Source organism: Kitasatospora sp. NPDC087271 (assembly GCF_044744605.1).
GTDB lineage: Bacteria > Actinomycetota > Actinomycetes > Streptomycetales > Streptomycetaceae > Kitasatospora.
In genome coordinates, this window is the sequence record NZ_JBIUYQ010000002.1 from 764,040 (window position 1) to 787,262 (window position 23,223).

Below are 23,223 nucleotides of genomic sequence, written 5' to 3' on the forward strand. Positions count from 1 at the left end.
TGCATGTCGGTCGGTCCTGAGGCGGAGGTGAAGCACGGGGTGGCGCCGGTCGGGCAGGCCGGTCCGGCGGGCAAGCCGGGGGTGACGAGCGGGCCGTCGGCCTCGCCGAGCGGCGCGCATCCGGGGAGTGCGTCCGGGCGACCGGAGCGTTCGGGGGGCTTGCAGAGCGAGAACGCGCCGGCCGGGGTGACGGCTGCGGCGGCGGGCGAGGTGGCACCCGGCGCGAACGGCGCGGCCGCCGGCGTGGTCCCGGTGCCGGGGGCGCCCGCCGTGGACGCCGCACCGGCCGGCACCGGCGTGAACGGTTCAGCGGGGGGCGTGAGTGCCAGCCCCGCGCCCCGGCCGGGCGGCGGTGCGTCGGCCGGTACCGGTGGTGCGGCGGGCACCGGCGGCGCGGGCGGGGCGGGTGGCACCGGTGAGGGCCGCTCCGGCGGCACGGCGGGCACGCCGTCGGCCACGCCGAGCAGCCACCCCTCGACGTCCCCCGAGCCCGAGCACAGCTCACCCGCCGCGACCGTCCCACCGACCCCGGAGCCCTCGGCCGGCAACTCCGGTTCCTCGGCCCCGAGCCCGCATGCGGGTGGGCATTAGCGGGCTGGCCAGGGCATTTGCCTCTGATCCCGAGGTTCGTCTATGGTGGTAGATCGTTCGTTTGATTCATTTGACTGGCGCCCTATTCCCATCTGGCGCCCTTGGCGCGTTCCGGCGATCCGTGGCTGACCGCATAGAGGCGGTTGTGAAACAGAACCCCCGGACTTTGGCGCGTGCCACTTCCGGAAGGTTTTACATGTCTCTCGTTGACGACGCCCGCTTCGCCATGCCCGCGAGCGAGGCCGCCGCCGATGTCACCGACACCGCCGACACCCTCACCGACGCCGTCGAGGCCGTCGAGCCCACCGACGCCGACGTCGAGCTGAACGCCGACGCCGCCGAGGCCGAGGAGGCCGTCGAGGCCGCCGAGCCCACCATCACCTTCGGCGACCTCGGCCTGCACGACGACGTCGTGCGCGCCCTCGCCAAGCGCGGTGTCACCACCCCGTTCCCGATCCAGGCCGCGACCATCCCGGACGCCCTGGCCGGCAAGGACGTGCTGGGCCGTGGCCGTACCGGCTCCGGCAAGACCCTCAGCTTCGGCCTGCCGCTGCTGACCCGCCTCGCCGACGGCGAGCGCACCAAGCCCAAGCACCCGCGCGGCCTGATCCTCGTCCCGACCCGCGAGCTGGCCATGCAGGTGGCCGACGCCCTGGAGCCGTTCGGCTCGGTGCTCGGCCTCAAGCTCAAGGTCGTCTGCGGCGGCACCTCGATGTCGAACCAGATCTACGCGCTGGAGCGCGGCGTCGACGTCCTGGTCGCCACCCCCGGCCGTCTGCGCGACCTGCTGAACCGCGGCAGCGCCAAGCTGGCCGACGTCCGGACCGTCGTGCTCGACGAGGCCGACCAGATGGCCGACATGGGCTTCCTGCCCGAGGTCACCGAGATCCTCGACCAGGTGCCGGCCGGTGGCCAGCGCCTGCTGTTCTCCGCCACCCTGGAGAACGAGATCGACACTCTGGTCAAGCGCTACCTGAAGAACCCGGTCACCCACGAGGTCGACCCGTCGGCCGGCGCGGTCACCACCATGACCCACCACATCCTCGTGGTGAAGCCCAAGGACAAGGCGCCGATCACCAACGCGATCGCCGCCCGCAAGGGCCGCACGATCATCTTCGTCCGCACCCAGATGGGCGCCGACCGCGTCGCCGAGCAGCTCATCGAGGCCGGCGTGAAGGCCGACGCGCTGCACGGCGGGATGACCCAGGGCGCCCGTACCCGCGTCCTCGGCGACTTCAAGGACGGCTACGTCAACGTCGTCGTCGCCACCGACGTCGCCGCCCGCGGCATCCACGTCGACGGCATCGACCTGGTCCTCAACGTGGACCCGGCCGGCGACCACAAGGACTACCTGCACCGCTCCGGCCGCACCGCCCGGGCCGGGCGCTCCGGCGCCGTCGTCACCCTGGTGCTGCCGCACCAGCGCCGCGGCGTCTTCCGCCTGATGGAGGACGCGGGCGTCGACGCCTCGCGCCACATCCTCGACCACGCCTTCGACGCCGAGGTCGCCAAGATCACCGGCGCCCGTTCGCTGATCGAGGTCCAGGCCGAGAGCGCGGCCGGCATCGCCGGTGCCGCCGAGCGCGAGCTCGCCGACATGACCCGCCAGCTGGAGCGCGCGCAGCGCCGCACCACCGAGCTGCGTGAGGAGGCCGACCGCCTGGCGGCGCGGGCCGCCCGCGAGCGGGCCGAGCTGGGCATCGAGGACGAGGCCCCGGCCGCCGAGGCGGGCGACGAGGCCGCTGCGGAGACCCCGGCCACCGAGGCGCCGGCTCCGGCCGCCGCGCCGCAGGCCGAGGAGCGCACGCCGTCGTACCGCGAGGCGCGCACCGAGCGTCCGGCCTTCGGCCGTGACCGTGACCGTGACCGCGATGACCGTGGCGGCCGTTCCGGTGGCTTCAACCGTGACCGTGACGACCGTGGTGGCCGTTCCGGTGGCTTCAACCGCGATGACCGTGGCGGCCGTTCCGGCGGTTTCAACCGTGACCGTGACGACCGTGGTGGCCGTTCCTTCGGTGACCGCGACGACCGCGGTGGCCGTTCCGGTGGCTTCAACCGTGACCGTGACGACCGTGGTGGCCGTTCCTTCGGTGACCGCGACGACCGCGGCGCCCGCTCGGGCGGTTTCAACCGTGACCGTGACGACCGCGGCGGCCGCTCCTTCGGTGACCGTCCGGCCCGCACCGGTGGTGGCTTCGACCGCGACCGTTCCGGCGGTTTCAACCGTGACCGTGACGACCGCGGCGGCCGCTCCTTCGGTGACCGTCCGGCCCGCACCTTCGGTGACCGCCCGTCCTTCGGCCGGGACCGCGACGAGCGCGGCGGCAGCAACAACCGTCCGTTCGCGCGTCGTGACGACCACCGCTCCGGCGGCCGTCCGCAGGCCTCCGGTGGTGGCTTCGGCCGTGACCGTGACGACCGTGGCGGCGCCCGCTCGGGTGGCTTCGACCGCGACCGTTCCGGTGGCTTCAACCGCGACGACCGCAAGCCGCGCTGGAAGAACTGACGCCGTACGGCCGGTGGTTGACCACCGGTAGCTGAACACCTGAACACACACGACGGGCCCGCTCCATGCACTGGAGCGGGCCCGTCGCGTTCCCCCCGATGCCCCCGGGTACCTCCCCCGGTACCCCTCGTGCCCCCGAGGCGTTGTTCTGCGGCTGAGAATAACCTGTGGCGCGGCCCGGCGGAAGTCCCGTAGCGTCCCGGACATGAGCAGCAGACTGCACGACGTGGCCCGGGTGAACGAGGAGATCGCCGAGCGGGGGAGCTACCGGGCGGCCGGTGGCGAACTCGTCACGGTGGGGGAGCAGTTGGCGGCCGCCAGGGCCGGCACGGTGTCGTACGCGCCGCCGGCGCTGGACGCGCTGCTGCGGGGCGGGGGCCCGGGGCCCGGGCCGGGTGGGCCCGGTGGGCCCGTCGGGGCGGTGGAGGTGACGGCCGAAGGCAGCATCGAGGCCGCCCGGCGCCTGGTCGAGGGCGGGGCGGGCCCGGTCGGGGTGCTCAACTTCGCCTCCGCGCGCAACCCCGGCGGCGGCTACCTGCGCGGCGCCCGCGCCCAGGAGGAGGACCTGTGCCGCAGCGCGCTGCTCTACACCTGCCTGCTGGAGGCGCCGGACTACTACGAGGCGCACCGCGCCTCCGCTGACCTCCGGTACAGCCACCGGGTGATCGTCTCGCCCGACGTCCCGGTGATCCGCGGCCGGGGCGGGGACCTGCTGGCGCGGCCGTACCCGGTCACCTTCCTTACCTCGCCCGCGCCCAACGCGGGCCAGCTGGAACGGCGTTCGGCCGACGTGGACGTCCGGGGCGTGCTCGCCGAGCGGGCCGTCCGGGTGCTCGCGGCGGCGGCCCGGCACGAGGTCCGCACGCTGGTGCTCGGGGCCTGGGGCTGCGGGGTGTTCCGCAACGACCCGGCCCAGGTCGCCGAGGCCTTCGAGGGCGCGCTCTCCCGGTACGGGGCGGCCTTCGAACGGGTGGTGTTCGCGGTCTGGGACCGCTCACCGGTCTCGGCGAACCGGGCCGCGTTCGAGGCGCGGTTCGGCGGGGCGGCGCAGCCCGGCGCGGCGGTGCGCTGAGGCCGCCGCCGGGTATCGCCGCCGGGTGTCGCTGCCGGGTGTCGCTGCCGAGGCCGGTGAGCGGGCCGGCGCGCGGCTCGCGCCGGGTGCTGCTACCGCTTGCGGGCGGCCAGCGCCGTCGCGGCCGTAGAGGCCGCCGCGACCACACCGGTGACGGCGAAGACCGACGGCCAGGCGCCGATCTTCTTCGCCAGCGGATGCGAACCGCCGAACGCCGCCACGTACAGACCGGTCAGCGCCGCCGCGGTGGCCGCGCCCGAGCTGCGGTGCCACTGCGCGGCCGCCCCGGCACCGGCCACCGCCAGCACGGCGCCGCCCAGTTCGCGCCGGCCGCTCCAGCGGGCGACGCCGTAACCGCCCACCAGGCCGCTCGCCGCGGTCAGCGCGGCGGGCGCGGCGGCCGAGAGCACGTTGGGGACCTTCGCCATCGTCGACTCCACTCGTAGAGGTTGTCCTGACTTCCTGTTCCGGCTTCCGACCATAGCCCGCCCGCCCCGCGCGCCGGTCCGGGCCTCCGGCCTCCAGCAGGCCGCCGTCCTCCCTGCCGTCCTCCCTGCCGTCCGCTTCGCCGTCCTCGACTCCGAGGCCTGTCAGCCCCCGGTGGCAGACTGCGAGCGTGACTGACACCGCGATCACCGACGGCCGCTACCGGATCCGCAACGTCGACAGCGGCCTGCTGCTCGAAGTCGCCGACGGCAGCCGGCGCAGCGGCGCCCGCGTCCGCCAGGGCGCGGACGACGGTTCCGACGCCCAGCTCTGGCAGCTCACCGCCGTCCACCCGGGCGGCGCCCTCTGCCACCTGGAGAACGCCGCCAGCGGCAAGCGCCTCGACGTCACCGGCGCCTCCACCGACGACGGCGTCCCCATCCAGCAGTGGTCCGCCAACGCCTTCGGCGCCCAGGAGTGGCTCCTCGAAGCCCACGTGGACGCCCCCGGCACCTACACCATCACCAGCTTCATCAGCGGCAAGCCCCTCACCGCCGCCGCACCGCCCGACCCCACCGTCCACCAGTGGGAGGACACCGACTCGCCCGCCCAGTGGTGGCGCTTCGAACGCCAGGAGTAGGTGCGTCCCCGGGCCGGTCAGGCCGACAGGTTGGCGCGCAGGGCGGTCAGTTCCTCGTCGGTGACGCCGTGGGCGCGGAGGTAGGCGGGGACGGAGGAGTGCTGGGTGTGGATCCAGCCCAGGGCGGAGGCGAGGAGTTCGGCGGTGACGGGGCGGGAGACGCGTTCGGTGCCGGTCTCGTCGACGTAGGGGGTGGGGCCCCGGTCGAGGCCGAGGCCGACGTTGGAGAGCAGGAAGTCGGCGGTGACGTCGGCCTCCGAGGCACCGAGCAGGGACTGCAGGACGGCGATGGTCAGGCCGGTGCGGTCCTTGCCGACGGCGCAGTGCACGAGGGCGGGCAGCGCGCCTGGGGCGGCGAGGCGGCGGACGACGGCGGCGAGGGACGGGCCGGCGGTCCGGGCCATGAAGGGGTAGAGCGCCGCCTGGTCCTCGGGCCAGGGCTGGTCGACGTCCTCGCGGTTGGCGGGCAGGGTCGGCAGGTTGAGGGCCTCGTGGTCGAGGCCGTGCCGCAGGTCGGGCCAGACCTCCAGCTCGACCGGACTGCGCAGGTCGAGGACGGTGCGCAGGCCGAGGGCCTTGAGGCGCCGGGCGCCCTCTTCGGTGAGGGTGTGGAAGGAGCCGGAGCGGTAGAGCACGCCCCGCCGCAGGGCGCCGATCCCGCCCGCGTCACGGAAGTTGCGCACACCGGGGATGTCGATGAAGGCATCGGTCATGGCCCCACGGTACGGGCGGGGGGCGGGCCGGCGGAAGGAAACCGGAGGGAACCTTTCAGCGCCCGCCGGAGACGTCCAGGAAGGCGTTGGTGGTGTACGAGGCGGCGGGGGAGAGCAGGAAGAGGATCGCCTCGGCGACCTCCTCCGCCCGTCCGCCGCGCCGCATCGGCAGTCCGGGGGCGACCCGGTCGACCCGGCCGGGCTCGCCGCCGAGGGCGTGGATGTCGGTGTGGATCAGGCCGGGGCGGACGGCGTTGACCCGGATCCCCTCGGCGGCGACCTCCAGGGCGAGGCCGCGGGTCATCGAGTCGACGGCGCCCTTGGCGGCCGCGTAGTCGACGTACTCGTTGGGCGAGCCGAGCCGCGAGGCGGCCGAGGACACGTTGACGATGGCACCGCCGCGGCCGCCGTGCCGGGTGGACATCCGGCGCACGGCCTGGGCCGCGCACAGGAACGGGCCGGTGATGTTGGCGGCCCAGATCCGGTTCAGCCGGTCCTCGTCGATGTCCTCCAGCCGGCACTGCTTCTCCAGCGTGCCGGCGTTGTTCACCAGGCCGGTGAGCAGCCCGAGTTCGGCGTCCACGGTGGTGAACAGCCGCTCCACCTCGGCGGTGCGGGTGACGTCGGCCCGGACGGCGAGCGCGGTGCCGCCCTCGGCCCGGACGGCGTCCACCACGGCGGTGGCCGAGGCCTCGTCCGTGCGGTAGTTGACGCAGACCCGGTAGCCGCGCCGGGCGGCGAGCAGGGCGGTGGCGGCGCCGATGCCGCGGCCGGCGCCGGTGACGATCAGGACGCCGTCGTCGGAGGTGGTGGTCGACATGCTCGGTACGCTACCCGGCGGACCGGCCGGGGCGGGCCCCGGAGCGGAAATCGTTCGCCCGGCGCGGCCCGGACCGGCGAGGATGCGGTAGCGGCGCCGCCACCGCAGCCCTGCCGACTGCCAGGTCGAGAGGCGTCGAGAGGCGTCGAGAGAGTCGAGAGAGTCGAGAGAGGAGACCGGCGATGTCCGACGCACCCGCACCGGCACCCGCACCCGTACCTGCCGTCCCCGGCACCGTCCTGCTCGCCGGCGTGGTCGGCTCCACCGCGTACGGCTTCGCCCACGCCGGCTCCGACGTCGACCGGCTCGGCCTGTACGCCGCCCCCACCGAGGAGCTGCACGGCCTGCACCGCCCGGCCGAGTCGCACGTCACCACCGGGCCCGACGTCACCCTGCACGAGGCCGCCAAGTGGTGCCGCCTGGCGCTGTCCTGCAATCCGACCGCCTCCGAGCTCGTCTGGCTGCCGGACGACCTGTACGAGATCCGCACTCCGCTCGGTGCCGAACTGGTCGAGATCCGCTCGAGCTTCCTCAGTGAATCGGGCGTCCGGAAGGCCTATCTCGGTTACGCAGAGCAGCAGTTCCGCAAACTGCTGACCCGCGACACGACCGACCCGGCCACCCGCCGCCGGGCCGCCAAGCACGCCCGGCACCTGGTCCGGCTGGTCGAACAGGCCGTCCGGCTGCACGAGACCGGCCACAACCCGGTCCGCCTCGCCGACCCCGGACACGTCCGCGACCTCGGCGAACGCATCGCCGACCGCCCCGCCGTCGCCGAATCCCTGCTCGCCGACGCCGCCGACCGGCTCGCCCGCCCCGGCGTCCTCCCGGCCGCCCCCGACCCGCGCCCCGCCGAATCCTGGCTCCGCCGCGTCCGTGCCGCCCACTACGCTCCGCCCCCCGCCCCCGGCGCGCCCGCGCAATCCACTGGCGGAGCCCTGCGCCCCACCGGGTAGGATCACGGTGGCCCTCCCCAACCGGGACGAGGGCCGCGGGCCACTAGCTCAATTGGCAGAGCTGCGGACTTTTAATCCGTAGGTTCAGGGTTCGAGCCCCTGGTGGCCCACCGAACTGAGGCCAGGTCAGACACCCTCTGACCTGGCCTTTTGCATGTCCGCCGCCGGTGAACGCACTGCGGCACCCCGGCTGGTCGAGTAGCCGGGGTGCCGCGGTGCGGTGTGGGTCGTGGGGCGGATCAGGCCGCGGCGCGGATCGGGGCGCCGGTCTGGTGGAGGTGGGTGAGGATCTCGCGGTACGAGCGGAAGAGGCCGGTCTCGTAGTAGGTGATCTCCTTCTCGGCGCAGAAGTCGCGGGTGAGGACGGCGGCGCGGCGCAGGGCCGGGGTGGGCATGCTGGGGAAGAGGTGGTGCTCGACCTGGTAGTTGAGGCCGCCCATCAGGGCGTCGATGAAGTAGCCGCCGCGGACGTTGCGGGAGGTGAGGACCTGGCGGCGGAGGAAGTCGAGCCGCATGCCGGGCGTCACCATCAGCATGCCCTTGTGGTTGGGGGCGAAGACGCAGCCCAAGTAGACGCCGAGCAGGGCCTGGTGGACGGCGAGGAAGGCGAAGGCCTTGCCGACCGGGAGGGCGGCGAAGACCAGCCCGAGGTAGGCGGCGAAGTGGGCGACCAGCAGGAAGCCCTCCAGGTAGGGGCGCTTCATGATCGGGCTGCGCAGCGCGCGGAAGCTGTTGTAGCTGAGGTTGAGGCCTTCGAGCAGGAGCAGCGGGAAGAAGAGGAACGCCTGGCGGCGGCCGATGAAGCGGGCGATTCCGCTGGCCCTCCTGGCCTGGTCCTGGGACCAGACGACGAGGTCGGGGGAGACGTCCGGGTCCCGCTCCTCGTGGTTGGGGTTGGCGTGGTGGCGGGTGTGCTTGTTCATCCACCAGCCGTAGCTCATGCCCATCAGGAGGTTGGCGACGATGCGGCCGCCGATCTCGCCGGCGCGGCGCCCGGTGAACACCTGACGGTGCGCCAGGTCATGTGCCATTAATCCCAGTTGGGCGAAGACGATGGACATGGCGGCGGCCAGTCCGAGCTGGAGCCAGGTGTCGCCGAGGGCGAACATGGCCCACCAGCCGCCGAGGAACGCGGCGAGGACGAGGCCCGCGCGGACGGTGTAGTAGACCGGGCGTCGGTCGAGCAGGCCCTCGGCGGTGATCCGGCGGCTCAGTTGGGCGAAGTCGCTCCCGCCGGTTCCGGGCGGGGCGGTGTCCGGTGGTCCGGCGGGCGGCTGCGGCCGGGTTTTCGCGGTCGGCGTCCCCGCGGTGTCGGTGGTCATGGTGCTGAGTCTGGTCTAGCGAACGGGCCTTGAGAAACGGGGGCATCCCCCTGGGGCGGGGTGAGGAAAACCCCCGGACCGTCCTGGGTGGCCGCGGACGTGCGGCGCGTGGTGCCTGATGGTGCCGCAGGGGCGGGGGGAGGTGGCGTAGGTCACGTCGTAATCGGCTGGTTTCGGGCGTTCTGTGGCGAGCTTGCGCCGTGGTGGCCGGGGTTGGTGGTGGACCGGAGGTCGGTGATCGGGTCGGGCCTAAATATGATCGGAAGCCACGTTCATCGGTTTGTACCGATGTTCGTATGTGCAACCTGGGAACGGTCCCGACCGTCTCCCTGTGTGCGGTGCGCCAGATCGTCCGGGGCGTCGCTTCCGTCGGTGAAAGGTACGCGCATGTCAGGTCAGTGGGGCGAGGGCCCGGCTCGGGGCGAGAACGCACCCGGCGCGCTCACGACGGGGAGCGATGGGTCCGTGCCTCCGCCGCGTACCGGGGGCCGGGCGGAGGCCCGGCGCGCCGCCCAGGGCAAGGGCGGTGGCCGCGGTGGCAAGGACGGCGGCAAGGACGCGGGCAAGGACGGCGGTCGGGGCGCGGGCAAGGACGGCGGCAGGCCGGAGGCGGCGGCCGGCGGCGGCCGGGCGGCGGCGCGCAACAGCCGCAAGCCCAAGAAGAACGTGAAGAAGATCGTCGCCTGGTCGGCGGCCGGCGTGCTGGTGCTGATCGCGGGCGCCGGCGGGGCGATCTACTTCAAGCTGAACGCCAACATCAAGTCCTTCGACGGCGACGCGATAGCAACCGACCGCCCGCCGGAGGCGCAGGCCGACGCGGACGGCAACAAGCCGGTCAACGTGCTGCTGATCGGCTCGGACAGCCGCGGCAGCAACAACTCCGACCTCGGCGGCGGCTCTGCGGACGGCGGCGCCCGCTCGGACACCACGATCCTGCTGCACGTCTACGCCGACCACAAGCACGCCGTGGGCATCTCGATCCCGCGCAACGCGAAGGTCCCGATCCCGCCCTGCAAACTGCCCAACGGCAAGTGGACCAAGGGGTCGTCCAGCGACCTGTTCAACGCGGCCTTCTCGGTCGGCGGCAGCGACGGCGGCAACCCGGCCTGCGCCCAGAACACGGTGGAGAAGCTCACCGGGATCCGGGTCGACCACACCATCGTGGTCGACTTCAACGGCTTCTCCGCGATGACCAAGGCCGTGAACGGCGTCGACATCTGCCTGCCGAAGGCCATCTACGAGGGCGACGTCAACCCCAACCTGCACAGGAAGGGCGACCTCGTCCTGCCGCAGGGCAAGCAGACCGTGCAGGGCCAGCAGGCGCTGGACTACGTGCGGCTGCGGCACGGCATCGGCGACGGCTCCGACATCGGCCGGATGAAGCGCCAGCAGGCCTTCCTCAGCTCGCTCGCGAGCAAGGTCAAGAAGGACGGGCTGAGCCCCACCAACCTGCTGCCGCTGGCCGACGCCGCGACCAAGTCGCTGGTGGTCGACCCGGGGCTGGCCTCCGCGGACAAGCTGCTCTCCTTCGGGCTGTCGCTCAAGAACATCGACATGCACGACCTCAAGTTCGTGACGGCGCCCTGGCGTTACCGCACCCAGGACAAGGACCTCGACCTGGTCCAGCCGGACGCCAACAAGCTCTGGGAGACCCTCAAGGCCGACCAGACCATCGACGGGCAGAACGCCACCGGCCAGCAGCCGGACGCCGCCGCCAGCCCGAGCGCACCGGCCGCGCCGCAGTCGGCCGCGCCCAGCGCGCCCGCCGCGCCGGTCGCGGACGCCGGCAACTCGTCGATCAAGGTGGCGGTCTACAACGGGACGACCGAGAACGGCCTGGCCGGCAAGGCGACCGCGCAGCTGAAGGCCGCCAAGTTCGCCGCCACCACGGCGGGCCAGGCGGCGAGCACCAAGTACAAGACCACCATGATCGAGTACGGCTCCGGGCAGAAGGCGAACGCCGACAAGGTCGCCGCGTTGTTCCCGGGCGCCAGCGTCGAGGCCGGCAACTCGGCGGGCGTGACCCTGATCGTCGGCAAGGACTTCTCCGCGGCCAACGGCGGCGGGGCCACCGGCCCGTCCACCGGGACGGGCGGCGCGGCCGCGAACGGCACCCCGGCGCCCCCGGCGCCGCTGCCCACCACCGTCACCAACGACGCCCGCTCGGCGGACGACGACATCTGCGCGAACACCACCTACGGCAGCGGCGGCTGACCGGACCCGAGCCGTGGGGACGACCCCCGGGCCCGCGCCGTCCAGGGCGCGCGGGCCCGGGGGTCGTGCCATGGTGGCCGGAGAAACCGGGGAGGCGCCCGGCACACGGGCGACCTGATGGACGAGGGCCCGACGCACCGGACCCCGACGCACCGGACCCGGGCACACCGGACCCGGCCCACGGACGAGGGGGGCGCGCACCGAAAGGCGGACCCCCATGCCCGAGATCGCCCTCCAGTTCGACATCGCCGCACCCCGGGCCGTCGTCCTCGCCGCGCTCAACACGCACGGCGGGCTGACCAGCTGGTGGACCACCGGCGTGGACCGGGAGGGCGACGTCCTGCTGTTCGACTTCCCCGGCGTCCCCGAGCCGTTCCGGCTGCGCCGCGAGCGGGCCGACCTGGACCGGGTGGTGTGGGCCAACGCCGGGGCCTTCCCGCCGCACTGGGCCGGCACCTGGATCAGCTGGGACCTCGCCGACCAGCCCGACGAGCCCGGCCGCACCCGGTTGCTGTTCCGGCACGGCGGCTGGCAGCCGGGCAGCGAGGACGGCGTCCCGCTGGTCGCCGGCACCTGGGCCGAACTGCTGGTCCGGCTCAAGGACTACGTGCAGAGCGGCAAGGTGCAGCCGTACTTCGTCACGGCCCAGCGGCACGACGCCGCGTGAACGGCCCCCGCGGCGGCGTGAGCGGCACGACGCCGCGTGAACGGCCCGCCGGCGGCTGAACGGGCCCCGGGCCCGTCCGATCGCCCGCCAGGGCGCCGTCCGGTGGCGGGATCGCGGCGCCGGGCCGATGGTGGGCGGTGTACCCGCCGTTCGCGCCGACGGCCGGCACCGGCAGCCCGGCACCGGGCGGCCGGGACCCGCCCGCCCCGACGACCACTGCCTTCGGGAGGCCCAGCAATGCCCGTAGTCACCGCTCCGTACAAGCCCGGCACCCCGTGCTGGATCGACCTGATGGCGAGCGACCAGCAGGCCGCGCTCGACTTCTACCGCGACCTGTTCGGCTGGCAGGGCGAGGTCGGCCCGGCCGAGTTCGGCGGCTACGCCGTGTGCATGCTCAACGACCGGCCGGTCGCCGGGATCATGGCGCGGTCCGCGCCCGAGGGCCAGCCGCTGCCGCCCGTCGCCTGGACCACCTACCTGGCCTCGGACGACGCCGACGTGAGCGGGGCCGCCATCGCCGAGCACGGCGGCACGATCCTCTACCCGGCGATGGACGTCGGCGTGATCGGCCGGATGCTGGTCGCCGCCGACCCGACCGGCGCGGTGTTCGGCGTCTGGCAGGCGATGGACTTCATCGGCGCGGGCGTGGTCAACGAGCCCGGCGCACTGGTCTGGAACGAGCTCAACACCGCCGACACCGAAGCGGCCGGCCGCTTCTACCTCCCGGCGCTCGGGCTGCGCCCGGCGACCATCCAGGGCATGGAGGGGTACTTCTCGCTCAACGCCGGCGACCGTACGGTGGGCGGCATGCAGCCGATCCCCGGGTACCTGGGGGCGGGCACGCCCTCGCACTGGATGGCCTACTTCTCGGTGGACGACACCGACTCCACCGTGGACGCCCTGGTCAAGGCGGGCGGCTCGGTGATCCAGCCGCCGTTCGACATGCAGTCCGGCCGGATGGCGGTCGTCCAGGACCCGCAGGGCGCGGTGTTCGCGGTGGCGGAGGCCGCCGAGGCGCAGATGCCCGACTCTCCGTAACAGCGCCGGGCACCCCTCGCCGTGACAGCGCCGGGCACCCACGAGCCCACCTGGCCACCCACGAGCACCCGGGCAACCCACGAGCACCCGGGCAACCGGAAGCCGCCCTTCCCGCGACGCGCCGCCGGGAAATGGGCGGCTTCCCCGCGTTCCCGGGTAAGACTGCACCCATGCTGGGGCTACCGGACGACATCCGCGCTTTCCTCTTCGACCTCGACGGGGTCCTCACCCAGACCGCCAAGGTGCACGCCGCGGCCTGGAAGGACACCTTCGACTCCTTCCTGCGCGCCGAAGCCGCCCGCACCGGCGGGCAGTTCGTCCCCTTCGACGCCGTCACCGACTACGACACCTACGTGGACGGCCGCCCGAGACTGGACGGCACCCGGGCGTTCCTGCACAGCCGGGGCGTCGACCTGCCCGAGGGCACCGACGCCGATCCGCCCAACACCCGTACCGTGCACGGGATCAGCCGGGCCAAGAACGACACCGTCCTGCGGTTGATCCGCGAGCAGGGCGTCCAGCCGTACGACGGCTCGGTCGCGTACGTGCACCGGCTGCGCGCGCTCGGGCTGCCCAGCGCCGTGGTGTCCTCCAGCGCCAACTGCCGGGACGTGCTGCGGGCGGCGGGCATCGAGGGGCTGTTCGACGTGATCGTGGACGGCGTCGTCGCCCAGCGCGAGGGCCTGCCCGGCAAACCCGCCCCCGACACCTACCTGTACGCCGCCCGCACACTGGGCGTCGAGCCCGCGCACGCCGCCGTCTTCGAGGACGCGCTCGCCGGGGTGGCCTCCGGCCGGGCGGGCGGCTTCGGGGCCGTGGTCGGGGTCAACCGCACCGGGCAGGCCGCCGAACTGCGCCGGGACGGCGCGACCGTGGTCGTCGACGACCTCGCCGAACTGCTGGAGGAGCGGGCATGAGTGAGCGGAGCGAGGCAGTCGCATGAGTGGCTTGGACAACTTCTCCGTCGACCCCTGGCTGATCGCCGAGCAGGGCCTGGACCTGACCGCGATGGCCCGCGCCGAGTCGCTGTTCGCGCTCTCCAACGGCCACATCGGCCTGCGCGCCAACCTGGACGAGGGCGAGCCGCACGGCCTCCCCGGCACCTACCTGAACGGTGTCTTCGAGCTCCGCCCGCTGCCGTACGGCGAGGGCGGCTACGGCTACCCGGAGTCCAGCCAGAGCGTCATCAACGTGACCAACGGCAAGATCATCCGGCTGCTGGTCGACGACGAGCCCTTCGACCTGCGCTACGGCGAACTCGTCCGCCACAAGCGCTGGTTGGACTTCCGGGAGGGGATACTGCACCGCGAGGCCGAGTGGACCTCCCCGGCCGGCCGGACCATCCGGGTGCGCTCCTCCCGGCTGGTCTCGCTCACCCAGCGCGCGATCGCCGCGGTCGACTACAGCGTCGAGGCGGTGGACGGACCGGTGCGGATCGTGCTCCAGTCCGAGCTGGTCGCCAACGAGCAGCTGCCCGGCGGCCCCGAGGGCGATCCTCGGGCCTCCGCCGTCCTGGAGGCGCCGCTTCAGCCCGAGGTGCACCACGCGAGCGACACCAAGGCCGTCCTGGTGCACCGCACCCGCTACAGCGCGATCCGGGTCGCCGCCGGGATGGACCACGTGATCGAGGGCCCGGAGGAGCTCGAAACCGTCGCCGAGGCCGAGGCCGACCACTGCCGGATCAGCGTCACCACCGTGCTCCGGCCCGGACAGCGGCTGCGGCTGGTCAAGTTGATGGCCTACGGCTGGTCGGGGACGCGCTCGCAGCCCGCCGTCCGGGACCAGGTGGAGGCCGCGCTGACCGCCGCCCGGTACACCGGCTGGGACGGTCTGGCCGCCGAACAGGCCGCCTACCTCAAGGAGTTCTGGGAGACCAGCGACGTCGAGATCGAAGGCGACGTCGAACTCCAGCAGGCCGTCCGGTTCGCCGTCTTCCACGTCCTCCAGGCCGGCGCCCGCAGCGAGGAACGGGCCATCCCCGCCAAGGGGTTGACCGGCCCCGGCTACGACGGGCACAGCTTCTGGGACACCGAGACCTTCGTCCTCCCGGTGCTCACCTACTGCCTGCCCGGGGCCGTCAACCAGGCCCTGCGCTGGCGGCACACCACGCTGCCGCTGGCCCGCGAACGGGCCGCCCAACTCGGCCTGGCCGGAGCGGTGTTCCCCTGGCGGACCATCCGCGGCGAGGAGTGCTCCGGGTACTGGCCGGCCGGTACCGCCGCCTTCCACATCGGCGCCGACATCGCCGCCGCCGTCGCCCGCTACGTCCGGGCCACCGGGGACGCCGAGTTCGAGCGCGCGTACGGGCTCGAACTGCTCGTGGAGACCGCCCGGATGTGGCGCTCGCTCGGCCACCACGACGTCTCGGGGAAGTTCCGCATCGAGGGCGTCACCGGCCCGGACGAGTACAGCGCCGTCGCCGACAACAACGTCTTCACCAACCTGATGGCGCAGACGAATCTGCGCGCCGCCGCCGAGGCCGCCGCCCGCCACCCGCACGAGGCCGCCGAACTCGGCGTCGACACCGAGGAGACCGCCGCCTGGCGGGACGCCGCGGCCGCGATGTACATCCCGTACGACGAGGACCTCGGCGTGCACCCGCAGGCCGACGGCTTCACCCACCACCAGGTCTGGGACTTCGAGCACACCCCGCCCGAGAAGTACCCGCTGCTGCTGCACTACCCGTACTTCGACCTGTACCGCAAGCAGGTGGTCAAGCAGGCCGACCTGGTGCTCGCCATGCAGGTCCGCGGCGACGCGTTCACCGACGAGCAGAAGGCCCGCAACTTCGCCTACTACGAGCGGCTCACCGTCCGCGACTCCTCGCTCTCCGCGTGCACCCAGGCGGTGATCGCCGCCGAGGTCGGCCAGCTCGACCTCGCGTACGACTACACGGCCGAGGCGGCGCTGATGGACCTGCACGACCTCGGCGGCAACACCCGCGACGGCCTGCACATGGCCTCGCTCGCGGGTGCCTGCATCGCCCTGGTGGCGGGCTTCGGGGGGCTGCGCGACCACAGCGAGTCGCTGTCCTTCCGGCCCCGGCTGCCGGGCGGGCTGATGAGGCTCGGGTTCTCGCTGATGGTCCGCGGGCAGTTGCTGGGCGTCCAGATCACCCACGAGGGGACGACGTACACGCTGCGCCGCGGCGAGGTGCTGCACCTGTGGCACGACGGCGAGCCGGTGCAGGTGAAGGCCGGGGAGCCGGTCACCCTGCCGACCACCGCGCCGCCGGCCCAGGAGCGGTGCGGCCAGCCGCCCGGCCGCGAGCCCGCCCGGCGGCAGGCGCAGGCGGGCCTGGTCAGCGGCAAGCTCGGGCAGCAGGACCACCTGGCGGCGGAGTAGCCGCGCCGACCGGTCGTTCACCTGTTCGGGCCCGCTCCGGGTGCGGGGCGGGCCCGGCCGTCGGAGGGTGCAGGTGTCCTGCGGCAGCCGGCGGCCGGTGATTGGAGAGCACCCGTGGCGAGCGTGGCCGAACAGATGGTGGAGGTGCTCCGGCAGGCCGGGGTCGAGCGGGTCTACGGCGTGGTCGGAGACAGCCTCAACCCGGTCGTGGACGCGATCCGGCGGACCGACGGCATCGGCTGGGTGCACGTGCGCAACGAGGAGGCGGGTGCCTTCGCGGCGGCGGCCGAGGCCGAGCTCAGCGGCCGGCTCGCGGTCTGCGCAGGCTCCTGCGGGCCCGGCAACACCCACCTCGTCCAGGGCCTGTACGACGCCCAGCGCAGCGGCCTGCCGGTGCTGGCGCTCGCCTCGCACATCCCGTCCGGGCAGATCGGCACCGGTTTCTTCCAGGAGACCCACCCCGAGCGGGTGTTCACCGACTGCAGCACCTGGTGCGAGATGCTCTCCACCCCCGCCCAGTTGCCCCGGCTGATGCGGATCGCCATCCAGCACGCGCTCGGCTCGCACGGCGTCTCGGTGCTGGCCTTCCCCGGGGACGTCGCCGCGCTCCCCGCCGCCGGACCCACCGGGACCAGCCACTTCCTCACCGAGCAGGCCGTCGCCGCGCCGCCGTGGTCCCAGGTGCAGGAGCTGGCCCGGCTGCTCAACGCGGCCCGCAAGGTCGCCCTGTTCTGCGGCGCGGGGGTGCGCGGGGCGCACGGCGAGGTGATGGAGGCGGCCCGGGCCCTGAACGCGCCGGTCGGGCACTCCCTGCGCGGCAAGGAGTGGATCCAGTACGACAATCCGTACGACGTCGGCATGAGCGGCCTGCTCGGCTACGGCGCCTGCCACGAGGCGCTGCACTCCGCCGACCTGGTGCTGCTGCTCGGCACCGACTTCCCGTACGACTCCTTCCTGCCGCAGGCTCACACCGTCCAGGTCGACCACGACGCCACCCGGCTGGGCCGCCGCACCGCGCTCGAACTGGCCGTCCACGGCGATGTCGCCGCCACCCTGCGGGCCGTCCTGCCGCTGCTGGACGCCAAGCGCGACCGCGCCTTCCTCGACGAGATGCTGCGCAAGCACTGCCGCTCGCTGGAGGACGTGGTCGGCGCCTACACCCGGGACATCGAGAAGCACCTGCCGATCCACCCCGAGTACGTCGCCTCGGTGCTCGACGAGGTGGCCGCCGACGACGCGGTGTTCACCGTGGACACCGGCATGAACAACGTCTGGGCCGCCCGCTACCTCCAGCCGAACGGCCGCCGCCGGGTGATCGGCTCCTTCCTGCACGGCTCGATGGCCAACGCCCTGCCGCACGCCATCGGCGCCCAACTGGCCTGCCCCGGGCGCCAGGTGATCGCGATGGCCGGCGACGGCGGGATCGGCATGCTGCTCGGCGAACTGCTGACGGTGGCCAAGCACCGGCTGCCGGTGAAGACCGTCGTCTTCAACAACGGGGCGCTCGGCATGATCAAGCTGGAGATGCTGGTCTCGGGCTACCCGGAGTACGAGATCGACAACGGGGACGTCGACTACGCGGGGATCGCGCGGGCGACGGGCATCCCGGCCAAGCGGGTCACCGAGCCGGCGAGGGTCCGGGAGGTGCTGGCGGAGGCGCTGGAACGGCCCGGCCCCGCCCTGGTGGACGTGGTCACCGATCCCAACGCGCTGTCCATCCCGCCGTACATCACGGCCGCCCAGCTGAAGGGCTTCGCGCTGGCGGCCGGGCGGACGGTGCTCTCCGGCGGGGTCGGGCGCATGATCGACCTGGCCCGCAGCAACCTGCGCAACATCCCGCGGCCCTAGCCGAGAAGGGGGATCCGGGCCCTCTTGCCTCTGAGGCAAAAATCTTGCCCGAGCGGCACGGCGGGTGTCCACTGGTCACATGACCACCAGCCCGACCGGGGACGCCGCCCCGGGAGACCGGCTCGACGACCAGGAAGTGGCCGGCCTCGCCGCCCGCCTCCGGGAACACCGGCTCAGCAGCCGCCTGACCCTCGAAGTGGCCTCCGCCCGGGTCGGGCTCTCCCCAGCCTATCTGTCCCGGCTGGAGACCGGCCGCCGCCAACCCTCCCTCCCCGTCCTGCTCGGCCTCGCCCGCGCCTACGGCACCTCCGTCTCCGGCCTGCTCGGCGAGACCATGGCCGAACCCGACCCGGTCGTGCGCGGCGGCGCCATCGAACCCGGCCGCGCCGGGGGCTGGGGCTACCGCCGGGCCGGCGCCCCCGGCCGGGCGATGCAGGCGCTGCGCGTCCACGTGCCCCCGGGCGTGCAGGACACGGTGGTCCGGGTCCACCCCGGCGAGGAGTGGCTGTACGTCCTGCAAGGCCGGCTCAAGCTGACCCTCGGCGACCGCGTCCACCGCCTCGACGTCGGCGACTCCGCCCACTTCGACTCGCTCACCCCGCACTGCATCGCCGCCGACGCGCCGGACGGCGTCGAACTGCTCTTCGTCCACACCCTGCTGCAGAGCCCCGGCGGCGAACTCTGCCTCGGCGGCCCCGCAGCACCCCACTGACCCAACGTCAGAACTCTTGGAGGAGATCCCTCATGGCCGATCCCACCAGCCCCGAGAAGGCCGCCGCGGCCACCGCCCCGGCCGCTCCGACCCCCGCCCCGCTGACCGTCGACGCCGGCATCTCGGCCAACCGCCGGGTCGGGGTCCGCCTGGTGATCTACACCGCGGGCATCCACGCCTTCGCCGGCTTCATCATGCTGCTGTTCGAACTGGGCAACCGCAACAAGTAGTTCACCGGGGCGGTCGCGGCCCTCAGTGCTCGCGCAGCAGCTCGCAGAGGGCGTCCAGCGCGGCTGGGAAGGCGTGCTCGGGCGGGGACGCGTAGCCGATCACCAGAGCGGGAGCGGCGTCCGGGGCGGCGGCCGACCGGTCGGCGAGGTGCCAGGACAGCCCTTCGAGGGCCAGGCCGGCGGCCTCGGCCCGGGCCAGCAGCTCCGCCTCGGACGCGGAACCGGGCGGCAGTTGGAGAACGGCGTGCAGCCCGGCGGCGATCCCGGTGACCCGCACGCGCGGGGCGTGCTCGGCGAGCGCGGCGACCAGCCGGTCCCGCCGGCGCCGGTAGTGCAGCCGGCAGCGGCGGACGTGCCGGTCGTACGTCCCGGAGGTGATCAGCTCGGCGAGGGTCAGCTGGTCGAGCACCGGGGACATCGTGTCGGCCAGCGTCTTCAACCGGGCCACCGGCTCGACCAGCGCGTCCGGCAGGGCCAGCCAGGCCAGCCGCAGGCCCGGCGCGAGGCTCTTGGCGGCCGTCCCGGCGTAAACCACCCGCTCCGGGTCGAGCGCCTGCATCGCGCCGACCGGCTGCCGGTCGTAGCGGAACTCGCCGTCGTAGTCGTCCTCGACGACGTACCCGTCCCGCTCGCGGGCCCAGCGCACCGCGGCGGCCCGCCGGTCGGCGGCCAGCGGCGCACCGGTGGGGAACTGGTGCGCGGGGGTGAGCAGGACGGCCCCGCACCGGCCGTCCAGCCGCTCGACCCGGGCGCCCGCCCCGTCCAGCGGCACCGGGACGGTGGCCAGCCCCGCCGCCCGGGCGACGGCGTGCTGCGGCGGCAGCCCGTACTCCTCGACCGCGAGGGCGCGGTCCCCGCGCTCCCGCAGGGCGGCGCAGAGCAGGCCCAGGCCCTGGGAGACACCGGTGCAGATCAGCAGGTGGTCGGGGTCGGTGCGGACGCCGCGGACCCGCGCCAGGTAGTCGGTGAGCGCCCGCCGCAGCTCGATCCGGCCGAACGGGCTGCCGTAGCCGAAGGCCTCGTGCGGCGCGGTGGCGAGGGCCCGGCGGGCGGCGGCGAGCCAGGCGGTGCGGGGGAAGAGCGAGAGGTCGGGCCGCCCGGCCATCAGGTCGTGCCGGACGGCCCGCCGCCCCGCCGCGGGCCGGGCCACCCGCCGGCTCCGGCCGGGCGCGGCCCGCCGGGCGACGGTGGTGCCGGAGCCCTGCCGGGAGGTGAGCCAGCCCTCCGCGGTGAGCTGCCCGTACGCCTCGACCACGGTGTTCCGGGCGATCCCGAGGTCCTCGCCGAGGGCCCGCGAGGACGGCAGCCGGGTGCCGGGCACGAGCCGCCCGTCCTGGACGGCCTCGCGCAGCGCGTCCTCCAGAGCGGCCCGCAGCCCGGCCCCGGCGGCGCGCCGCTCGGTGAGGTCCAGGTGCAGGTCGCCGCCGAAGGAGGTCCAGGAGCTGCTCACGGGCCCGATTATCGCGCGGCCCGGCATCCTCGCCCCCGAGTCGGTGGCGGATCAGACCGACAGGTAGACCGCGCTGCCGACGCCGGCGAGGAAGCAGTAGAGCGCGAACGGCGTCAGGCTGCGGGTCTCGAAGTACTTGGTGAGGAAGCGCACCGAGACGTAGCCGGCGACGAAGGCGGCGATGCTGCCGGCGACGACCGGGCCGAGGACGGCGGAGTTCTCCGGCTTGAACAGCTCGGGCACCTTCAGCACGGAGGCGGCCAGGATGACCGGGGTCGCGAGCAGGAAGGAGAAGCGGGCGGCGTCCTCGTGGTGCAGGCCGCGCAGGATGCCGGCGCTCATGGTGACACCGGAGCGGCTGATACCGGGGAAGAGCGCGAGGATCTGGGCGGCGCCGATCCAGGCGCCCTGGACGAAGCTGAGCCGGGCGAGGCGGTGGTCGGAGGCGATCGCCGGGTCGAGGCCCGGTTCCTCGGCGGGCGGGGCGGCGTGCCCGGCCCGCCGGCGGCCGGTGCCGCCGCGCTTGAGCCGTTCGGCACCGAGCAGCACCAGCCCGTTGAGGGCCAGGAAGACGGCGGCCGGGACGGGCTTGCCGAGCGCGTTGCGCAGCGCCTTCTCCAGGGCGAGGCCCGCCACCCCGACCGGGATGGTGGAGATGATCAGCAGCCAGGCGAGCTTCTCGTCCCGGCTCTCGACCCGGCGGCGGCGGACCGAGCTGAAGAAGCCTCCGATCACCCGGACCCAGTCCTTGCGGAAGAACACCACCAGCGCGAACGCGGTGGCCAGGTGCAGGCCGACCAGGACGGCGAGGTAGGAGGAGCCCTCGGCGGTCATGTCGAGGTCCCGCTGGATCTTCCCGCCGATCAGGGCGGGGAGCAGGATGCTGTGGCCCAGGCTGGAGACCGGGAAGAGTTCCGTCACACCCTGCAGCAGGCCGACGCCTATCGCTTCCGGGTAGGTCAGGGTGGACATCGCGCACCTTCGCTCGGGGGTCTGGATCCGGGGGAGCCCCGCGAAGCTACTACGGGCATGTAGACGCCCGGCAGCCCCGCCGCCAGAAGTTCATCGAGCGGACGTCTGGGCGCCACCGCCGCCGGTCAGCCGCCGGTGAGTCGCCGGTAAGTCGCCGGTCAGCCGCCGGACCGCGCCGCCGACCCGCCTCCGCCGAGCGGCACCCGCCGCCACGCCCCGCCGCCGGCGGGCACCGGCGCGGGGGCGAAGTCGTAGCGCGGCCCGTCCGGCCCGAGCGCGAGCAGCGAGATCGAGGAGGACCCCCAGATCCGCCCGTCGCCGAAGTCCCGCCGCTGGATCAGCGCCGCGTCGTCGTCCAGCGGCAGGCCGTCGCCCGCGACGATCGGCAGCCAGTCGCCCCAGGCCCGTTCGGCGGGCCCGTCGCCGGTCGGCTCCGGCCGGGGCGCGGCGGCGAGGCGGGCCCGGAAGCGGTCGGCGCGGGCGGCCATCAGCGCGCGGATCCGCTCGGAGGCGGTCCGGTTGGCGGCCGTGCCCTCCAGCCCGTCGTTGAGCACCACGCTGAGGCCGACCGGCAGTTCGCGCTCCTCCAGCCGGCCGCCGCCCCAGCTGGCGACCCGGGCGCCGTCGGGCCGGACCAGGACGAGGTGGAACGGGTCGTACGGGGTGAGGTCGAGGTGGCCGATCCCGCCGTCCCGGACGGCGGTGAGCGGCAGTTCGCCACGGGAGAGCCGGGTGTCGGCGGGGGCGAGCGGCCCGAAGCCGTTCAGCAGGCAGGCGGCGGTCCGCCGCCCGGGGTCGACGGCCAGCCAGGTGCCGCCGGCGGCGAGGTCGAGTCCGCCGACCAGGGCCGGCCGGTCCGGCCAGTGGTGGTCCGGCGGCAGCCAGTCGCGCCCGAGGTACTCGTCCCGGACGGAGAGGAGCAGCACCGGCACGGCCGCCCCCGGTTCGATGCTGACGAACGCCGTACACACGATCGTGGCCCCCTGACCTCGCCCGGCGGGGGCACGCGTGGTGGCGCCCCCGCGGTCGATCCTCGCACTCCCGTTCGCGCGCCGGGAGTGCGCGTCCGCGACCGGAGGTTCCCCCGGGCCCTCCCTTTTCGGCCGCCGCCGTGCCACACTCGCCCCACGGCCGGGCGCACGCGAAGTGGCCCAGGATTCTGTGGTTCGAATGCACCAGGAAACGGGTCCACCAGGTCCCTAGGCTGGCGGTCATGACGACGAACGATCACCAGCCGACCGAAGCGCCCGTCCCGGCCCCCGCCCAGCGCCTCGCGCTGCACAGCCTGGCCCCCGACTTCTACCAGGCCATGATCGCGGTGGACCGCGCCGCCCGGAAGGGCATCGACCACACGCTCGCCGAGCTGGTCAAGGTGCACGCCTCGATGATCAACGGCTGTGCCTTCTGCATCGACATGCACAGCACCGACGCCCTGAAGGGCGGCGAGCAGGACCACCGGCTGCTCTCCCTCCCGGCCTGGCGCGAGACCCCCTGGTTCACCGCCCGGGAGCGGGCCGCGCTGGCCCTCACCGAGTCGATCACCCTGCTGACCCAGGGACACGTCCCGGACGCGGTCTACGCCGAGGCCGCCGCCCGGTTCGACGAGACTGAGCTGGCCCAGCTGATCGCGCTGATCGTCACCATCAACGCCTGGAACCGGATCGGGGTGGCCTCCCGGCTCAGCCCGGCCGCCAAGTGAGG

At 73.9% G+C, this 23,223-nt stretch carries 20 protein-coding genes and 1 tRNA gene; 14 read left to right on the plus strand and 7 right to left on the minus strand.

Annotation, left to right across the window (positions count from 1 at the left end):
• The first annotated feature begins 787 nt into the window (after positions 1-787).
• A complete protein-coding gene (locus ACIO9K_RS06590; protein WP_400327439.1) occupies positions 788-3,097 on the plus strand; it encodes a DEAD/DEAH box helicase in 2,310 nt (769 codons plus the stop codon).
• 205 nt (positions 3,098-3,302) lie between these two features.
• Positions 3,303-4,169 (plus strand): TIGR02452 family protein, encoded by an 867-nt coding sequence (locus ACIO9K_RS06595; RefSeq protein ID WP_400327441.1) that lies wholly within the window; start codon positions 3,303-3,305, stop codon positions 4,167-4,169.
• Between the two features lie 92 nt (positions 4,170-4,261).
• Here ACIO9K_RS06595 and ACIO9K_RS06600 read toward each other — a convergent pair whose 3' ends face one another.
• Positions 4,262-4,597, minus strand: coding sequence for a hypothetical protein (locus tag ACIO9K_RS06600; protein ID WP_063348325.1), 336 nt, complete (start codon positions 4,595-4,597; stop codon positions 4,262-4,264).
• 125 nt (positions 4,598-4,722) lie between these two features.
• Here ACIO9K_RS06600 and ACIO9K_RS06605 point away from each other — a divergent pair, with 125 nt between their 5' ends.
• A complete protein-coding gene (locus ACIO9K_RS06605) occupies positions 4,723-5,235 on the plus strand; it encodes an RICIN domain-containing protein (RefSeq protein WP_400327515.1) in 513 nt (170 codons plus the stop codon).
• Between the two features lie 17 nt (positions 5,236-5,252).
• On the opposite strand, the gene ACIO9K_RS06610 is transcribed toward ACIO9K_RS06605, so the two are convergent.
• Together ACIO9K_RS06610 and ACIO9K_RS06615 are read right to left on the minus strand one after the other, a co-directional pair.
• The gene (locus ACIO9K_RS06610; protein WP_363621242.1) at positions 5,253-5,948 is read right to left on the minus strand and encodes a tyrosine-protein phosphatase; all 696 of its coding nucleotides are present in this window, start codon (positions 5,946-5,948) and stop codon (positions 5,253-5,255) included.
• A gap of 55 nt (positions 5,949-6,003) precedes the next feature.
• Positions 6,004-6,768 (minus strand): SDR family oxidoreductase, encoded by a 765-nt coding sequence (locus tag ACIO9K_RS06615; protein ID WP_363581387.1) that lies wholly within the window; start codon positions 6,766-6,768, stop codon positions 6,004-6,006.
• 182 nt (positions 6,769-6,950) lie between these two features.
• Between ACIO9K_RS06615 and ACIO9K_RS06620 the strand changes: the two genes are divergently transcribed.
• Both ACIO9K_RS06620 and ACIO9K_RS06625 read left to right on the plus strand, forming a co-directional pair.
• The gene (locus ACIO9K_RS06620; RefSeq protein WP_363621245.1) at positions 6,951-7,724 is read left to right on the plus strand and encodes a DNA polymerase beta superfamily protein; all 774 of its coding nucleotides are present in this window, start codon (positions 6,951-6,953) and stop codon (positions 7,722-7,724) included.
• Between the two features lie 37 nt (positions 7,725-7,761).
• Positions 7,762-7,834: transfer RNA gene (locus tag ACIO9K_RS06625), tRNA-Lys, on the plus strand.
• 129 nt (positions 7,835-7,963) lie between these two features.
• On the opposite strand, the gene ACIO9K_RS06630 is transcribed toward ACIO9K_RS06625, so the two are convergent.
• Positions 7,964-9,046 (minus strand): acyl-CoA desaturase, encoded by a 1,083-nt coding sequence (locus ACIO9K_RS06630; protein ID WP_363581383.1) that lies wholly within the window; start codon positions 9,044-9,046, stop codon positions 7,964-7,966.
• 465 nt (positions 9,047-9,511) lie between these two features.
• On the opposite strand from ACIO9K_RS06630, the gene ACIO9K_RS06635 reads away from it, so the two are divergent.
• The 8 genes from ACIO9K_RS06635 (at position 9,512) to ACIO9K_RS06670 (ending at position 19,100) form a co-directional block, all read left to right on the plus strand.
• A complete protein-coding gene (locus ACIO9K_RS06635; RefSeq protein ID WP_400327445.1) occupies positions 9,512-11,260 on the plus strand; it encodes an LCP family protein in 1,749 nt (582 codons plus the stop codon).
• 217 nt (positions 11,261-11,477) lie between these two features.
• Positions 11,478-11,927 carry an SRPBCC domain-containing protein gene (locus tag ACIO9K_RS06640; protein ID WP_363581379.1) on the plus strand — a complete coding sequence of 150 codons (450 nt, stop codon included), beginning with the start codon at positions 11,478-11,480 and terminating at the stop codon, positions 11,925-11,927.
• Positions 11,928-12,164: 237 nt separating this feature from the next.
• Positions 12,165-12,965, plus strand: coding sequence for a VOC family protein (locus tag ACIO9K_RS06645; RefSeq protein ID WP_363581377.1), 801 nt, complete (start codon positions 12,165-12,167; stop codon positions 12,963-12,965).
• A 170-nt stretch (positions 12,966-13,135) separates the two neighbouring features.
• Complete coding sequence (locus ACIO9K_RS06650; RefSeq protein ID WP_363621251.1) at positions 13,136-13,882, plus strand: beta-phosphoglucomutase family hydrolase; 747 nt, start codon at positions 13,136-13,138, stop codon at positions 13,880-13,882.
• Positions 13,883-13,904: 22 nt separating this feature from the next.
• Positions 13,905-16,310 carry a glycoside hydrolase family 65 protein gene (locus ACIO9K_RS06655; protein WP_400327448.1) on the plus strand — a complete coding sequence of 802 codons (2,406 nt, stop codon included), beginning with the start codon at positions 13,905-13,907 and terminating at the stop codon, positions 16,308-16,310.
• Positions 16,311-16,424: 114 nt separating this feature from the next.
• The gene (locus tag ACIO9K_RS06660; RefSeq protein WP_371517612.1) at positions 16,425-18,158 is read left to right on the plus strand and encodes a pyruvate dehydrogenase; all 1,734 of its coding nucleotides are present in this window, start codon (positions 16,425-16,427) and stop codon (positions 18,156-18,158) included.
• Positions 18,159-18,237: 79 nt separating this feature from the next.
• Positions 18,238-18,870, plus strand: coding sequence for a helix-turn-helix domain-containing protein (locus ACIO9K_RS06665; RefSeq protein ID WP_400327450.1), 633 nt, complete (start codon positions 18,238-18,240; stop codon positions 18,868-18,870).
• 32 nt (positions 18,871-18,902) lie between these two features.
• Complete coding sequence (locus ACIO9K_RS06670; protein WP_363621259.1) at positions 18,903-19,100, plus strand: DUF6126 family protein; 198 nt, start codon at positions 18,903-18,905, stop codon at positions 19,098-19,100.
• Positions 19,101-19,122: 22 nt separating this feature from the next.
• Here ACIO9K_RS06670 and ACIO9K_RS06675 read toward each other — a convergent pair whose 3' ends face one another.
• From ACIO9K_RS06675 to ACIO9K_RS06685, 3 genes are all read right to left on the minus strand, one after another.
• Positions 19,123-20,550: a PLP-dependent aminotransferase family protein gene (locus ACIO9K_RS06675; RefSeq protein ID WP_400327453.1), complete on the minus strand. Its 1,428-nt coding sequence runs from the start codon at positions 20,548-20,550 to the stop codon at positions 19,123-19,125.
• Between the two features lie 51 nt (positions 20,551-20,601).
• Positions 20,602-21,522, minus strand: coding sequence for an undecaprenyl-diphosphate phosphatase (locus ACIO9K_RS06680; protein ID WP_363621263.1), 921 nt, complete (start codon positions 21,520-21,522; stop codon positions 20,602-20,604).
• Between the two features lie 158 nt (positions 21,523-21,680).
• On the minus strand, positions 21,681-22,493 hold the full coding sequence (locus ACIO9K_RS06685) for an NRDE family protein (RefSeq protein WP_400327455.1): 813 nt from the start codon (positions 22,491-22,493) through the stop codon (positions 21,681-21,683).
• A 242-nt stretch (positions 22,494-22,735) separates the two neighbouring features.
• Between ACIO9K_RS06685 and ACIO9K_RS06690 the strand changes: the two genes are divergently transcribed.
• The gene (locus ACIO9K_RS06690; protein WP_400327457.1) at positions 22,736-23,221 is read left to right on the plus strand and encodes a carboxymuconolactone decarboxylase family protein; all 486 of its coding nucleotides are present in this window, start codon (positions 22,736-22,738) and stop codon (positions 23,219-23,221) included.
• The last annotated feature ends 2 nt before the right edge of the window (positions 23,222-23,223 follow it).

What these genes read in the sequence shown, in the direction of transcription:
- ACIO9K_RS06610 (WP_363621242.1), bottom strand. Translation starts at nt 5,948, where the DNA reads ATGACCGATGCCTTCATCGACATCCCCGGTGTGCGCAACTTCCGTGAC.
- ACIO9K_RS06690 (WP_400327457.1), top strand. Translation starts at nt 22,736, where the DNA reads ATGACGACGAACGATCACCAGCCGACCGAAGCGCCCGTCCCGGCCCCC.
- ACIO9K_RS06680 (WP_363621263.1), bottom strand. Translation starts at nt 21,522, where the DNA reads ATGTCCACCCTGACCTACCCGGAAGCGATAGGCGTCGGCCTGCTGCAG.
- ACIO9K_RS06645 (WP_363581377.1), top strand. Translation starts at nt 12,165, where the DNA reads ATGCCCGTAGTCACCGCTCCGTACAAGCCCGGCACCCCGTGCTGGATC.
- ACIO9K_RS06590 (WP_400327439.1), top strand. Translation starts at nt 788, where the DNA reads ATGTCTCTCGTTGACGACGCCCGCTTCGCCATGCCCGCGAGCGAGGCC.
- ACIO9K_RS06630 (WP_363581383.1), bottom strand. Translation starts at nt 9,046, where the DNA reads ATGACCACCGACACCGCGGGGACGCCGACCGCGAAAACCCGGCCGCAG.
- ACIO9K_RS06670 (WP_363621259.1), top strand. Translation starts at nt 18,903, where the DNA reads ATGGCCGATCCCACCAGCCCCGAGAAGGCCGCCGCGGCCACCGCCCCG.
- ACIO9K_RS06650 (WP_363621251.1), top strand. Translation starts at nt 13,136, where the DNA reads ATGCTGGGGCTACCGGACGACATCCGCGCTTTCCTCTTCGACCTCGAC.
- ACIO9K_RS06665 (WP_400327450.1), top strand. Translation starts at nt 18,238, where the DNA reads ATGACCACCAGCCCGACCGGGGACGCCGCCCCGGGAGACCGGCTCGAC.
- ACIO9K_RS06620 (WP_363621245.1), top strand. Translation starts at nt 6,951, where the DNA reads ATGTCCGACGCACCCGCACCGGCACCCGCACCCGTACCTGCCGTCCCC.
- ACIO9K_RS06600 (WP_063348325.1), bottom strand. Translation starts at nt 4,597, where the DNA reads ATGGCGAAGGTCCCCAACGTGCTCTCGGCCGCCGCGCCCGCCGCGCTG.
- ACIO9K_RS06655 (WP_400327448.1), top strand. Translation starts at nt 13,905, where the DNA reads ATGAGTGGCTTGGACAACTTCTCCGTCGACCCCTGGCTGATCGCCGAG.
- ACIO9K_RS06640 (WP_363581379.1), top strand. Translation starts at nt 11,478, where the DNA reads ATGCCCGAGATCGCCCTCCAGTTCGACATCGCCGCACCCCGGGCCGTC.
- ACIO9K_RS06615 (WP_363581387.1), bottom strand. Translation starts at nt 6,768, where the DNA reads ATGTCGACCACCACCTCCGACGACGGCGTCCTGATCGTCACCGGCGCC.
- ACIO9K_RS06595 (WP_400327441.1), top strand. Translation starts at nt 3,303, where the DNA reads ATGAGCAGCAGACTGCACGACGTGGCCCGGGTGAACGAGGAGATCGCC.